We start from the raw sequence: 13,882 nt of genomic DNA on the forward strand, positions 1-13,882 counted from the left end.
CTCCTCCGCCAGCAACCCGCGGCGATTATAGCTATACTCCGTCACCCCGCCGAGCTTGTTGACGAAGCGGATGCGGTTGCCGAACGCGTCATAGCCGCTCGTCTCGACCCCGCCCTCGGCATCGGTGGTCGTCACCACCCGGCCGAGCTTGTCATAGGCGAAGCTGGTCGTCGCCCCGGCCCGCGTCACGCTCGCCACCTCGCCGAACACCGTATAGCTCGTCGTGGTCGCGTAGTTCAGCGCATCGACCACCGACGTCACCCGGCCCGCCTGGTCGTAATAACTATACGTGCTGAAACCTCGCGCGTTGGTGACGCTCACCCGCTCGCCGAACGCATTGTAGGCGAAGATAGTGGGTTCGACCAAGGAATTGCGCTGCCGGACCAGGCGGCCCGCACGATCATAGTCGAACGAAGTCGTATGGAAGTTGGGATCGGTCGTGCTGACCAGGTCGCCCAGGCCACTATATTCATACTGGGTGATCGCCTGCTCGGGCGTGCCCCCGGCATCGTAACGCGCGAGCAGACGGCCCGCCGCATCATGATAATACCAGATGTCGCTCTGGTCGACAGTGCCAAAGGCGCGCGAGACCTGCCCCAGCTGGCCGTTGCCGCGATACCAGTACCAGGTACGGACACCCTCCCCGTCATACTGGTCGGAGACCCGGCCCTGCACGTCGTAGACGGTCCGCGTGTCGGTATAGCCTGATCCAGCCACCGCGGCCGCCACCACCGCCGCGGTAGCGCCATCCGCAATGCCGGTCCGAACATCATAGCCGATCGTCTGCACGACGCGGCCATCCGCATCGTAACGCTTCTCGGTGACGAAGCCCTCCGCGTCGATCGCGTAGAGCAGGTCGCCGCGGCCATTGTAGAAGGCCCGCGTCACGCGGTTGGCGGTGTTGCCGGCGCGCGCCGCGGCCCAGGCTTCCATGTCGCCCGGCAGCGGCTGGCTCGAGGTCGGTCGGGGTTCGGCGAAAGCGATCGTCTTCACGACCCGGCCGAGATCGTCATAGACATGGCCGATCACCCCGCCCGCGGCGTCGATCGCATAGATCAGCTGGCCGGCCTTGTCGTAGACATTGTAGCTGGTGCGGTTGCCCGCCGCGCCGACCAGCCCCGCGCTCGAAAGCGCGGACGCCACCGAGCCCAGCGTGAAGGTGCCCGGCAGCGCGATCGTGCCCGCATAGCGCGTCGTGCTGCGCACCCGGCCATAGGCCCAGGAATAGGGCTCGACATAGCCATATTCGGTGACGCCGCCGAGCGGGTCGACCTGATAGCGCAGCAGCCCCTGGCCATCATAGACGAAATGGACATAGCGATCCGCGCCGCTGGTGCCCGCGCTCGCCTCGAGCTGGTCGAGCGTGCCGGCGGCGCGATATGCCGCGTTGGTCGCATTGGCATAGGCGATCGTCTCGACCACCTGCCCGGCGCCGTCATAGATCGTCCGGGTGAGATAGCCCTCGCCGTCCAGCGTGCCGAGCAGCAGGCCGTCCTTGTCGAAGAAACTGCGCGAGACCCTGTCCCCGGCGCTGCCGCCCGGCAGCACGATGCCGCTCACCGGATTGGCGATCAGCGCGGCGATCTGGCCGCCGGGCAGCTTGTTGGCATAGCCCATGGTGCGGACCAGGCGGCCCGCGCCGTCATATTCATGGGCAGTGACGGCGCCGTCGCCCTGGATCGTCTCCAGCACCCGGCCGGCGATGTCATAGACCGTCCAGGTCCAGACATCGGCGGTACCGCCTGCCACGGGTCGAATGCGCGAGACGTCGAGGATGCCATCGGTCTCGCGAAGCAACTGCATCTGCCCGACGCTGAGCGCCTGATAGTAGCGGACGCTCGCAACCTGACGCCCCTCGGCGTCATAGCGATACTCGACGATCGTGCCGTCGGCGGCGACATCGGCGGTCTTTCGGCCGCGCTTGTCATAGATGTAATAATGCTTGTTGCCGCGGAAGTCCGTCGCGCTCTTCAGCCGGCCGGCATCGTCATAGGCGTAGGTGGCGGTGCCGCCGGTGACATTCTTCCCCGTCTCGGTCAGGCTGACCAGCTCGCCGACGCGATTGTAATGCGCCGACCGGACGAGCGTCGCCTCATCGAGCGTGGACTGCACGAAATCGTCCACCGGGCGGAACGAGGCACCGTAGAAATAGGTGCTCTTGTTCTGCAGCGACTCTTCGTAATAGTTGAAGAAGCGCAGGAACACGCTGTTGTTGGGCCGCCCTGCCGACCATTGATAATTGGAGACGGATTCCATCTTCTGGCCGGTCGCGACGTCATAGACGCCGCCATAGTTCGTCGCCGTGCCCAGCACCGATCCCTGGGGCAGGACATAGCCGACGATCTTGTACCATTTGCCCGGCTGGTAGCCGGCTGCGGCGGTCGGCACCCAATACATGAAATAGGGGTTCTCGCTTACCGAGCCGGTCCATTGCTGGTCGACATAGCCCGGAGACGATGGGCTCAGGCCCAGATAGACATGATGCTGGTCGGTGGCCGAAAGCTGGAAATAGATCGAGAACTCATAGGCCTGGCTGGGATCGATGGTCGCCGTGTTGGTGTAGTTGCCGCCACCTTCGGCGCTATAGTCGGTCTGGCCGGACTGGATCGCGACGACCGGCCTGCCGTCAGGCCCGATCATCCGGACCCAGTTGGTCTCGTCGACATGATAGCCCGGATTGTACCAGCCCGGCACCTGCGCATAGCCGGACTGGACCGGCATCGGGCCCTGATATTCGCGGATCTCCGGCTTGTAGAAGAGCGTCGAATAGCCCTGCGCGCTTTCCCCATAATAGGTGAAGAAGCGCGAGGTGATCTGGTTGCTCGGCCGGCCCTCATACCAGCGGAAATTGTTGACGCTGGCGATACGCTGGCCGGTTACGGTGTCGTAGACGCCGCCATAGTCGGCCGTGTTGATATTTGCGCTGCCCTCCGGGAAGACATAGCCGACTACCTTGTACCAGCGATCGCTCTGCAGGTTCTGCGTCTGCCAGTCGGTACCCGCGCTGAAGAAATAGGGGTTGTGCTGTACGCCGCCGTCCCATGCCTGTCGGGTATAGGCGTTGCCGCTCCAATCGTCCTGAGCGCCGAAATAGATGTTGTGGGAACCGGGATCGGTCTTCCTGAAATAGTAAGTGAACTCATAGGCCTTGCTGCCGTCGATGGTGATGGCATTGGTGTGGTTGCCGCCGCCTTCCTGATCCGGCTCGGTCTGCCCGGCCTGGATCGCCCAGACCGGGTTGCCGTCCGGCCCCGTGGTACGCGCCCAGCGCGTCTCGGCAAGGTACGACAGGACGTTCGACCAGCCTTCGATCGTGGCGGGGCCACTGCCGAAGTTCAGCTGGTGCATCTCGGGCTTGTAGAAGTTGGTGTAATAGCCCTGAATTTCCTTGTTGTAATAGTTGAAGAAGCGGGCCCCGGCCTTGCTCCCCGTATAGGTCTCGTTCCAGCGGAAGCTGTTGACGTTCAGGACCTTGTCGCCGGTCTCCGCGTCGTAGACGCCGCCGAGCGAGCCCCAGGCGACGTTCTCGGCACCCGCGGGCAGGACATAACCCACCATCGTGTACCAGCGCCCCGCCTGAAGCGAGTTGCCCGAGCCGGGGATTATGTAGGTGAAATAGGGATTGCTATCCTCGCTACCGTCCTGCCCGTTACGGACCATCGCGTTGGGACCGTCGCCGAGAAGGCCGAAGAATACGAGATGCTTGTTCGCCTCGGTCACCTGGAAGTTCAACGTGAACCGATAGGCCTTGGTCGGGTCATAGGTGGAAAGGTTCGTCTGGTTGCCGCCGCCGGAATCATAGGCGTCGGACTGGCCGGCATTCATCGCCACGACCGGCAAGCCGTTCGGCCCGATCGTGCTGACCCATCGGGTTTCCGAAGTGTAGGCGTTGTTCCAGGTCGGCAGCGTCGCCGTGCCTCCCGGCACCGAAGCCGGATTCCCCGGCCAGTTGGCGAGGTCGATGAGGTTGGGTCCCTCCACTTCCTCCGGCCAGCGGCTGTTGTCGACCAGGTTCGGCCCGCGCACCGACTGACTGCCGGCCGGCTGGGTCGGCCAGCCGCTCTGGTTGACCAGGTTGCCCCCCGCCGGCAGCGTGACCGTGTCGACCTGGTTCAGCCCGTCGCGATAGATGGTAAGCGTGGTCGCGCCATTGGCATCGGTGCTCGAAATCAGGCGGCCGAGCCCGTCATAGACAAAGGTCTGCGGGTTGGTGCCGGCAACGGTCTTGCTCAGCAGCCGCCCGGCGCTGTCGTACACATAGTAGGTCGTCTTGTAGTCGTTCGCGCTCGAGGGCGTGCCGTCGGCGTTCGCCGCGCCCCATTCCGTCGTCCGGGTGAGGTTGCCGCGCCCGTCATACCAGTTCTGGTGGAGCTGGACGGTGCTCTTGTCGGCGATGGCGCCGCGCCACGCGTCCATCTGCGCTGCGCTCGGCGCGGCATCCGCCGCCCATCCGGCAAGGTTGAAGCGCTGGTCCACATAGGTGGTGACCATGGTCGGCAGGTCATAGGTGTAGCTGTATTGCGTCACCCGGCCTTCGGCGGAGATGGTGTAGGTCAGCCGGTCCTGGCTGTCATAGACATAGCGGGTCGTCATCCCGCCCGAAGGCAGGACGCCGCCCGCGCCATCGGGATCCAGGCCGGTATGGCTGGTCTCGGTGAGGAGGCGGTTGCTCGCCGAATAGGTGCGCACGATGGTGTGCAGGGTGCCGTCGACCGTCTGCACGATATTGCCGCGCGCATCGCGCAGATACGCCATGTAGGAGCTGAAGCTGTTCGCGGCGAGCTTGGCCGCACCGTCATAGCCGCGCACCGCCTCCAGATCGTCGCCGGAATATTGGAACGTCGTGATGTGCTCGGCCGCGCCCGGGCCGGCGGCGGCTTCGTCGAGCCGCGTCAGCTTGCCGACGGAATCATAGTAGAACCGGGTGCCGACTCCGGCGGGGTCGATGACCGTGGTCATGCGATTGGCGAGATCATAATCGATGCGAGTGGTGCGGCTGACGCTCTCGTCGACCCATTGCTTGACGGCAGTGACGCGATAGTCGCCGCCGATCTGCGCATAGGCGAACTCGATCCGGCTGCCGTCGGTCTGGGAAAGCGAGGCGACGCGCTTCGAGCTGCCATGATAGGTATAGAAGAGCGAATAGACGGAGCCGCCGCCGGTGAGCTCGGTATCGACGCGGCTCAGCCGGTCGGAGGTGTCGTAATAATAGCGGGTGGCGGTGCCGTCGCCCGAGACGACCTGGGTGATGTGGTTGCCGCTCCAGCTATACTGGATCTGGCCGCCGTCCGCGGTGGTGACCGTGGTCAGCTTGTCGCCGGAATAGGTGAAGGTCAGGCTGTCGCCGCTGGTCGTGTCGGTCTGGCGGGTGATGACATAGCCGTTCACCCAATAGCCGTAATCCTCGACGATCCGGCCGTCCTCGCTGCTCCAGTGCCAGCTGCCGTCATAGGTGACCTTGTCGTGGATGCCCGCGGAGTTGGTCGCGCGATAGGCCGTGCCGTCGCTGACATAGGTGACCACGCTGCCATCGGCGGCACGCCGCTTGACCACCGAGCCGACCGCGTTGAGCGCGCCGTCGAAGCCGAAGAGCTTGCGGTCCGTGCTCTGCAGCCAGTTGTCGCCATTGTCGTCCGAGCCGTCGCCCAGGCTGTTATAGGTCCGGCTCACCGCAACGTCCGGGCCCCGGCCGACCAGGAACTCGTCCTGCCGGCTGATCAGCAGGTTGCCCGTCGCGGCATTCAGGAGGAGCTGCTCGCCACCGCGCCCGACACTGGCCGATCCCAACAAGCCCGACGATCCCAGGGCACTCCCCGAACCGCGCTCGAACCCCGTCCCGGCGCCCGTGAAGATCGCAACCATCCGTTCCCCCAAACATCAACCCGGACGGCACGACACGCCGCCCCTTCACATCCAAATCGGAGGAATCTCGCGATCGTTTAGGAGCGGATCGAAATTTCCCGGGCGGAAGGGATCCCGCGCGCACCGGCGGCGCCGGAAAGCCGTGGCCGAACTTACTGGAAGTCACTCATTTCCCACAAGTTGAAGCGAAGATTCCTAGCCGTTGGCGTGTAGAAATTTCCGGTTAACTTTGCCACCTTTGAGCAATAGCCCACCGAAAAGCACCGAAATGGTTGCGAGATTTAAGCGATTACCGCTTCCCACATTCCAGAATAACCCGGATATTGCGCCATGGATGCGCATTGGGGGGATTCGCATGCTTCGTCCGATCATTTGTCTTTCACTGGCGCTGCTCGCGATTGCGCCTGCATGGGGCCAGCCTCTTCAGACGTTTACGTCGAATTCCGGCGCGATCGCCTTTCGCTATCCCCAAGGATGGAACGTGATCACGACGGATCGCCAGCCGAGCCGCTATATCGAGAATTATGCGGTGCAGCCGGCCGGACAGGACTTCACTGGCCGGCCAGGGCAAGTGGTCGTCCGGATCTTCGATCCGATGTATGTCGTCGAGGAGGCACGTGTTCGATTGCCGGCGACGCCGGAGGTGCTGTTCCAGCGTTTCGTCCAGGCCATGCCGGGCGGAAGCGGCGCTACGTTCGGCCGGCGCACCTATGGCGGCATGACCTATCTCTTTGCGAGCGACACCAGCAACGGGTTCGAGACCGACTATGCGGCGATCTCAGTGGGCGGGTATCTCAACGTGGCGGGCATGGCCGCGAGCCTGCGGGACGCACCGGCGCGGCTCCCGCTGCTGTTCCAGACGGTCGCTTCGATGAGCACGCCCTGGCCGAGCCGTCCCCTCGATGGCGCCGGCGCGGCGGTAAAGAATTGGTATCGCGTCTTGCGTCTCGGAGACTCCCTCGCACTCCCTCCGCTCGCCTGCAGCCAGGCACAGATGTCGCTGTTGCTCATGTCGTTTGCGAGCCCCGAATCCATGGATCTGGTCGCGCGTGCATCCCGGGGGTTCGACTTTTCCGGCCTGCGCTTTCAGACGGTCGCCTCGGGCGCACGAGGCTCGGTCGTGCGCGTCGGAGGCAATATCGCGGCGGCCAATGGCAGCGTGACGCCGATCTATCAGAACGGACGGATACTGGGCGGATCGAACAGCCTGTTCGTGAAGCTGGAAAATGGCGCCTGGAAAGTGTGCGGGCCGGTTCGCGGTGGCTATCGCTGAGCACCGCGACCAAGGCACTCTCCGCAAGGGATCTCCAGGGCCCGCCGCGGGAAGCCCCCGGGCCCTGGGCCGTTGCGGTCTCGGCGCCATAGCAACCGACGGCAGGCCCCGGCCGCGCCGGAACCATTCCCGCGCCCAGCCAGCCTGATCGAGCCGCTCCGTCCATCGACAGGTTCCCGCATGGCTGCCGGCCGGCAGGCCCGCGATCTGTTGCCAGACTCAGCTGGCCGACATCGCGCCGCGATATACCGGTTCCTCGAGTGCGCGTCCGGCGCCCGTCGCTACGCACATCAACGCATTCTCCGCGACCATGACCGGCAATCCGGTCGCCTTCGACAGCACTTCGTCCAGATGTGCGAGCAGGCTACCCCCTCCGGTCATCACAATGCCCTGGTCATAGATGTCGGCGGCCAGTTCGGGCTCGGTCTTCTCCAGCGCGCTGTGCACCGCCTCGACGATCTGGGCGGTGAGTTCCGCGAGCGCATGTGCGATCTCGGCCTGGTTGACCTCCACTTCCGAAGGCATGCCCTTGACCAGGTCTCGCCCCCTGACTTTCCGGACAAGGCCGATCCCGTCTTCCGGAACCTGGGCGGTGCCGATCTCGACCTTGATATGCTCGGCGGTGGCCTCGCCGATCATGAGATTGTGCTTGCGACGGATGGACGAGGCGATCGCCTCGTCCATCCGGTCGCCGCCGACGCGGACCGAGGCGCTGTACGCAAGGCCATTGAGCGAAAGCACGGCGACCTCGGTGGTCCCTCCGCCGATGTCCACGACCATGGCACCGACGGGTTCGGTGACGGGCAAGCCCGCGCCGATGGCCGCGGCCATGGATTCCTCGATGAGATAGACCTTGCGGGCCCCCGCATTGGTGCCTGCCTGCTGGATCGCGCGCCGTTCGACCTGCGTCGCGCTGCTGGGGATGCTGATCGCGACTTCGGGACGGCGGCCGAGCCGCCTCGTGCCGCCGCGCACCTTGTCGATGAAATATTTGATCATCCGCTCGGCGACTTCCAGATCCGCGATCACGCCGTCGCGCATCGGCCGGATCGTGCGGACATTGTCGGGGGTCTTGCCAAGCATCAGCTTCGCTTCCGCGCCGACTGCGCGCACGCGGGAAATGCCGCCAACCGTTTCCATGGCCACCACCGACGGCTCGCTGAGCACGATGCCACGGTCCTTCAGATAGATTACGGTGTTCACGGTGCCGAGGTCGATCGCGAGATCGTAGGAGCCACCTGGGATTAGACGAGGAAATCGCATCAAGTTCAATCTGTTGGCATCGCTTGCGCTTCGCAGGTTCACGGGTAGCGATATCGATTGCGTGGGCCCCGTGCGGTGGGTCTGCGCCCAGCCAGGGTCAAGCCATTAGCGGCTGAACGACCGCTCCGGGCGCCGATGCGAGCCGATCCGGTGCCTTGTGCCCCTTCCAGCGCGCGCCAGGGCCGGCCGATCGCAACTTGAACCACAAGCGACGCCCCACGGCCGACAGGCACCGGGCAGCGCGTCGGCCCGGTGGCCGCAGGGGCAGGTTTCAGGCCGCGCGGCTGACGGCGGACCTCAGCCGGGCATAGGCCTGGAACAGCTCGGCAAAGTGCATGTCCATCGTCCGCGGCGCCTCTTCCAGGGTGCGCGGCGCGACGGAGGAACGGCCTGCGACGAAGGCGAGGATCGCATCGCGCAGCGCCTGCACGTCTCCCGCGCGGTATCTGCGGCTCGGCGCGCGATCGGCATGGTCGGCGGCGCCGCCGCGATCGGGCACGATCACCGGCAGCCCGCTCGCCCGTGCCTCGGCCGCGACCATGCAGAAGGTCTCGGCCTCGCAGCCATGGACCAGTGCATCCGCGCTCGCCATCAATCGCGCGAGCGCGGCGCGGTCGGCGAGCGGCCCCGGGATCCGGATATGCGGGGAACCGCCCGCACGGGCCACCAGCCGCCCCTGCAGCCGCCCCTCGCCTACCAGCAGCAGCGCGATCGGGTGCAGCGTGCCCGCGGAAAGGGCCGCGTCGATCACCATGCCCCAGCGTTTCTCCGCCGCGTGGCGGCCGATTCCCACCAGCAGGGTGGCGGAGGGATCGAGGTCGCATTCGGCGAGCAGCGCGGCGCGATAGTGCGGGTCCCGATGCCAGGGCCCGAAGATTCCCGGCTCGACCCCCATCGGAATGGTGACCACGCCGGGCATCCCGCCACCGCTCAGCCGCGCCGCGAACTCCCCGCTGGCGCTGACGACCAGATCATAGGCCTCGCCCAGCCGGCGCAAATGTCGCCAGAAGAAGTCGAACCCGCGATCGATCGTCTCGATGCTCGCGACCGGCCCGAACCAGCGATAGGCATAGGCGGAGAGCGGGTCGGCGTGCATGACCAGCGCACGCGGCGCGGCGCCGTCCCAGCGTGCCACCATCGAGGCGCTGCCCCAGGGCGAGGACGCCTCGACGAAATCGGGGCGCCAACGATCCAGGGCGCGATGGAGCGTCTTTTCATTGTCGAAGTAGCGATAGCGCCGATCGAGCGGAAACGGCGGGGAGGCCAGCGTCTCCAGCACCGCGCCGGGGCCGCGCCGGATCACGGCATCGTGCTTGCCCGGGGCCAGCACGATGACCTCATGGCCCAGCGCCGCCGCGGCTGCCAGCTTGCGATCGACATAGGCACGCACGCCCCCGCCCTTGGGCGCGTAGAAGGCGCTGACATCGACGATCCTCATCTTGCACCAACTACGCCGCAGGTGCGATTCGAGCCTGATTGCCGCAGGACAGGCATGAACTTCGCTCGCTTCTCCATCATCCGAAGCAAGGACGCCGCCGATTACGCTGCACCGCAGTAGGATTCGAATTTTTTGTCTTCCGTCCCCGCTTGCCCGGCGGGGGGACATCGGGCAAAGCCCGCGATCGGAAGGAGTCGACCGATCCATTCTCCTGCTTCCGGACTAACGCAGCTTTACCAGGAACTGCGCGGCGAGCTGCTGCGCTTCCTGGTCGCGCGTACCGGCAATCCGGTCGAAGCCGAAGACCTCCTCCAGGAACTGTGGCTGCGCACCCGCGAGGCGCCACCCGGCCCGATCGCGAATGGCCGCGCCTATCTCTATCGCGCCGCCCAGAATCTCGTGCTCGACCGCATCCGCGAGGCGCGCCGCCGCGAGGCGCGCGACAAGGACTGGAGCGACAGCCAGGCCGAGACCATTGCCGGCGACCGCGTCGATCCGCAGCCCCGGGCACTCGACGCGATGATCGCCCGCGAGGACAATGCGGCGCTGCATGCGGCGATCGAACGCCTGCCGGAGGGCGCGGGACGCGCATTCCGGCTCCACAAGCTCGAAGGCCTGCCCCATGCCGAAGTGGCGGCGCGGCTGGGCATCAGCCGAAGCGGCGTCGAGAAACACATCGCCGTTGCGATGGCGCATCTGCGTCGCGCGCTGGAGAACTGAGGTGCCACCGATATGGTGGCGTCTCATACGATAACAGGGAGGCATCGGCTCGAACCGATGCCGGGAACGGGCGATGAACGAGGATATCCACGAGGCTGCGGCGCGCTGGCACGTCGCGCAACAGCATGACGACATGAAATGGCGGGGTTTCACCCGCTGGCTGGAAGCCGATCCGCGCCATCGTCTCGCCTATGACGAGATCGCGCTGCTCGACGCGCGGATCGACGCGACGCTGCCCCGGCCGGCGATCCACGGCGGAACGCCGGAGATGCCCGTGCGCAGCTTGCCGCGCTGGGCCATCGGTTCGGGCATCGCCGCGGCGGCGACGATCGCCCTTGCCCTCGGCATCGGCTTCCAGGACGACGCGCAGCCCGAAGCACCGCCCGCGCGGGAATTCGCCAGCGCGGCCAGGACGACGCGCACCGTGCAGCTTGCCCATGGCGTCACCGCCTCGCTCGGCGCCGGCTCCCGCCTCTCCGCGCCCGAGGCAGGCGGGCCGATGCGGCTGCGCGGCAGCGCCTTCTTCAGCATCCGCCACGATCCCGCGCGGAGCGTCGTCGTCGAGGTGGACGGGTATCGCATCCGTGACGTGGGGACCCGCTTCGCAGTCAACTCCGCCGATGGGGTGCTGAGCCTGTCCGTCGAGGAAGGCACCGTCGCGCTCCAATTGCCCGGCCAGACCGCGGAAACGCTGGTCGCGGCCGGCCAGGAGGCGATCGCCCGGGCCGGCAGGGTCACGCTGCGCCCGGCACGGGTGACGAACATCGCATCCTGGCGCAGCGGACGTTTCGTCTATGATCAGACCCCGCTCGCACTGGTCGCCGCCGACATCGCCCGCTACACGGGGCAGCCCGTGTCGGTTTCCGGTCCCGCTGCACAACGCCCCTTCTCGGGCGTGCTCGCGCCCGGCGACCGACAGGCAATGGTTTCCACCCTCACCCAATTGACGGGGCTGCATGCGGACAGCGATGGTCAGACGGTCCGGTTGGTCGATCGTACTGGCGGCTAGCGCCCTGTTGCCGCCTCCCGCCCAGGCGCGGGACGAGCGTTTCGCGATTTCCCTGCCCGCCGGCAACCTGGCCGACATCCTCGAGGCGCTTTCGGCCCAGACCGGCGTCTCGTTCGTCTATGACGTCCGCCTGCCCACCGCGCGCACGCGCGCCGCACGGGGGCACATGACCGCACGCGACGCGCTGGACCGCATATTGCAGGGCACGCCGGTGCATGCGGTGCGGATAGGCCCCAGGGCCTTCCGGATCGCGGCGCGTCCCCGCTCCGCAGCACGCCGCCCCGCCCCGCCCGCCGCACCGGAACTGCAAGCCACCGCGACCGCCGACGAGGAAATCGTGGTCACCGCGCGCAAACTGCCCGAGGCCCTGTCGTCGATCGCCGGGGCGATCGCAGTCTATGTGCCGCGCGATCCCGCGCGACAGGACCGGGCGACTCGCGCCGGCGACGTGGCGCGCGCCATCGAGGGCCTGAACGTGGCCAATGGCGGCCTGGGCCGGGAGAGGTCCTTCATCCGCGGCCTTGCCGACAGCCCCTTCAACGGCTTCAGCCAGTCCACGGTGAGCGTCCAGGTCGACGAGGGCCGCGTCACCTACGACGCCGCGGAGCCCGGGCTCTATCTCACCGACATCGCCCGTGTCGAAGTCCTGAAGGGGCCGCAGGGGCCGCTCTACGGCACCGGCGCGCTCGGCGGCGTCTATCGCATCGTGACCAATCGGCCCGTGATCGGCTCCACATCGGGTACGGCGACCATGGGCGGGCAAATGGTCGGATCGGGCGGCCTGGGCGCGAATGCCGAGGCGATGCTCAACCTGCCGCTCGTCAGCGATCTGGCAGCGCTGCGCCTGGTGGGCTATGCGCGCAGCGATGCGGGCTGGGTCGACGACGCCGATGGCCCGTCGGACGTGAATCGCACGCGCATCGCCGGCGGCCGCGCCGCGCTCCGCCTCGCGTCCGCGACCGGATGGACCACCGACCTGATCGGCGCCTATCAAGTGAGCCACACCGCCGACAGCCAATATGTCGATCGCGACTATGAAGACCTGACGCGCAACATCTCCCAGCGGGAACCGCGCCGCGGCGTCTTCGGGCTCGGGCAGGCGATCGTCTCCGGCCCGATCGGCGCGCTACGGCTCACCGCGGTCACCAGCCATGCCTGGCAGGACCAGCATGACGTGTTCGATGCGAGCGCCGCGGCCACCCAACTCGGCGTGCCCGGCGCATTGCGCTACCGCGACGGCCGCGCCTATCGCGTCTTCGACCAGGAAGTGCGGCTGACCTCGGCACCCGGCAGCGCCTTCGCCTGGACCGCGGGCGTCTCCTACATCTCGGCGGTGACGCGCGCGACGGGCGCGATAGAAACGGCGACCATCACCGTACCCGACTACTTCGCGCTCCATCGCCGGGTTACCGAGACATCGCTGTTCGCCGACGGCGCCTATCCGCTCGCCCCACGCCTCAAGCTGGCGATCGGCATGCGCCTGTTCCGCGCCACGACCGAGGACGAGCGCCAGGAGGAGCTCGACGCGCGGAAGGTCAATCACGCGGTGATCGGCTTCACGCCCAGCACCTCGCTTTCCTATCAGCTCGCGGACGATCGCCTTTTCTATGTCCGGCTGGGCACCGCCTATCGGCCGGGCGGCATCGATCCCAGCAACAGCCGGACCGGCCGCTATGTCGGGGATTCCGTCCGCAGCATAGAAGCCGGCGGCCGCGCGAGCTTCGACGGCGGCCGGCTGGATCTCACCTTTGCCGGCTTTCACGCCGTCTGGCACAATATCCAGTCGGACTATCTCGAGCCCGCGGGCCTGGTCGCCACCCATAATGCCGGCGACGCGACGATATTCGGAGTGGAAGGAAGCGCGACCTGGCGCCCGGGCGGGGGTTGGCAATTGCGCGGCGGCTTCACCATCCAGCGCCCAAGGCTGACCAACGCGGCGGACGGCACGCGCCTGCCCAAGGATCGTCGCCTGCCCGTCGTCCCCGACCTTGCCGGCGACTTCGCGATCGCGCGCACCGTCCGCCTGTTCGGGCACGAGATCACGCCCTATGCCGCCTTCAACTATGTCGGCGCTTCCCGGCTGAGCTTCGACGACGGCCTGGACCGCGGCATGGGCGACTATGCGCTGGCGCGCGCCGGCGCGACGACGACCGTCGGGCCGTTCACCCTGGCCCTCGACGTCGACAATCTGCTCGACGCGCGTGCGGACAGCTTCGCCTATGGCAATCCCTTCTCGATCCACAGCGAACACCAGTACACGCCGCTTCGGCCGCGCACCTTTTCGCTTTCCGTTTCCCGCAGTTTCTGACGAAAAAAA

7 protein-coding genes are annotated in these 13,882 nt (G+C 66.6%); 4 read left to right on the forward strand and 3 right to left on the reverse strand.

All coding sequences use genetic code 11. From position 1 onward, the window contains the following. The coding region (locus tag CAP40_RS17390; RefSeq protein ID WP_218822170.1) for a hypothetical protein at nt 1–5,787 on the reverse strand (5,787 nt) is incomplete at its 3' end. Between the two features lie 430 nt (nt 5,788–6,217). Here CAP40_RS17390 and CAP40_RS17395 point away from each other — a divergent pair. Next, nucleotides 6,218–7,135, forward strand: a complete 918-nt coding sequence (locus CAP40_RS17395) for a hypothetical protein (protein WP_086130830.1) — start codon at nt 6,218–6,220, stop codon at nt 7,133–7,135. Between the two features lie 219 nt (nt 7,136–7,354). Here the strand turns inward: CAP40_RS17395 and CAP40_RS17400 are convergent, their stop codons facing one another. Beyond that, nucleotides 7,355–8,401: a rod shape-determining protein gene (locus tag CAP40_RS17400; protein ID WP_373384953.1), complete on the reverse strand. Its 1,047-nt coding sequence runs from the start codon at nt 8,399–8,401 to the stop codon at nt 7,355–7,357. A 268-nt stretch (nt 8,402–8,669) separates the two neighbouring features. Further along, on the reverse strand, nt 8,670–9,836 hold the full coding sequence (locus CAP40_RS17405; protein WP_086130832.1) for a glycosyltransferase: 1,167 nt from the start codon (nt 9,834–9,836) through the stop codon (nt 8,670–8,672). Between the two features lie 132 nt (nt 9,837–9,968). On the opposite strand from CAP40_RS17405, the gene CAP40_RS17410 reads away from it, so the two are divergent. From CAP40_RS17410 to CAP40_RS17420, 3 genes are all read left to right on the forward strand, one after another. Beyond that, on the forward strand, nt 9,969–10,556 hold the full coding sequence (locus CAP40_RS17410; protein ID WP_256924322.1) for an RNA polymerase sigma factor: 588 nt from the start codon (nt 9,969–9,971) through the stop codon (nt 10,554–10,556). A 73-nt stretch (nt 10,557–10,629) separates the two neighbouring features. Further along, nucleotides 10,630–11,565: a FecR domain-containing protein gene (locus CAP40_RS17415; RefSeq protein ID WP_086130833.1), complete on the forward strand. Its 936-nt coding sequence runs from the start codon at nt 10,630–10,632 to the stop codon at nt 11,563–11,565. Between the two features lie 7 nt (nt 11,566–11,572). After that, nucleotides 11,573–13,873, forward strand: coding sequence for a TonB-dependent receptor (locus CAP40_RS17420; RefSeq protein WP_179188335.1), 2,301 nt, complete (start codon nt 11,573–11,575; stop codon nt 13,871–13,873). Nucleotides 13,874–13,882: the final 9 nt, after the last annotated feature.

The organism is Sphingomonas sp. IBVSS2, assembly GCF_002127225.1.
In the GTDB taxonomy this organism is placed as follows: Bacteria; Pseudomonadota; Alphaproteobacteria; order Sphingomonadales; family Sphingomonadaceae; genus Sphingomonas.

What these genes read in the sequence shown, in the direction of transcription:
- CAP40_RS17395 (WP_086130830.1), top strand. Translation starts at nt 6,218, where the DNA reads ATGCTTCGTCCGATCATTTGTCTTTCACTGGCGCTGCTCGCGATTGCG.
- CAP40_RS17415 (WP_086130833.1), top strand. Translation starts at nt 10,630, where the DNA reads ATGAACGAGGATATCCACGAGGCTGCGGCGCGCTGGCACGTCGCGCAA.
- CAP40_RS17405 (WP_086130832.1), bottom strand. Translation starts at nt 9,836, where the DNA reads ATGAGGATCGTCGATGTCAGCGCCTTCTACGCGCCCAAGGGCGGGGGC.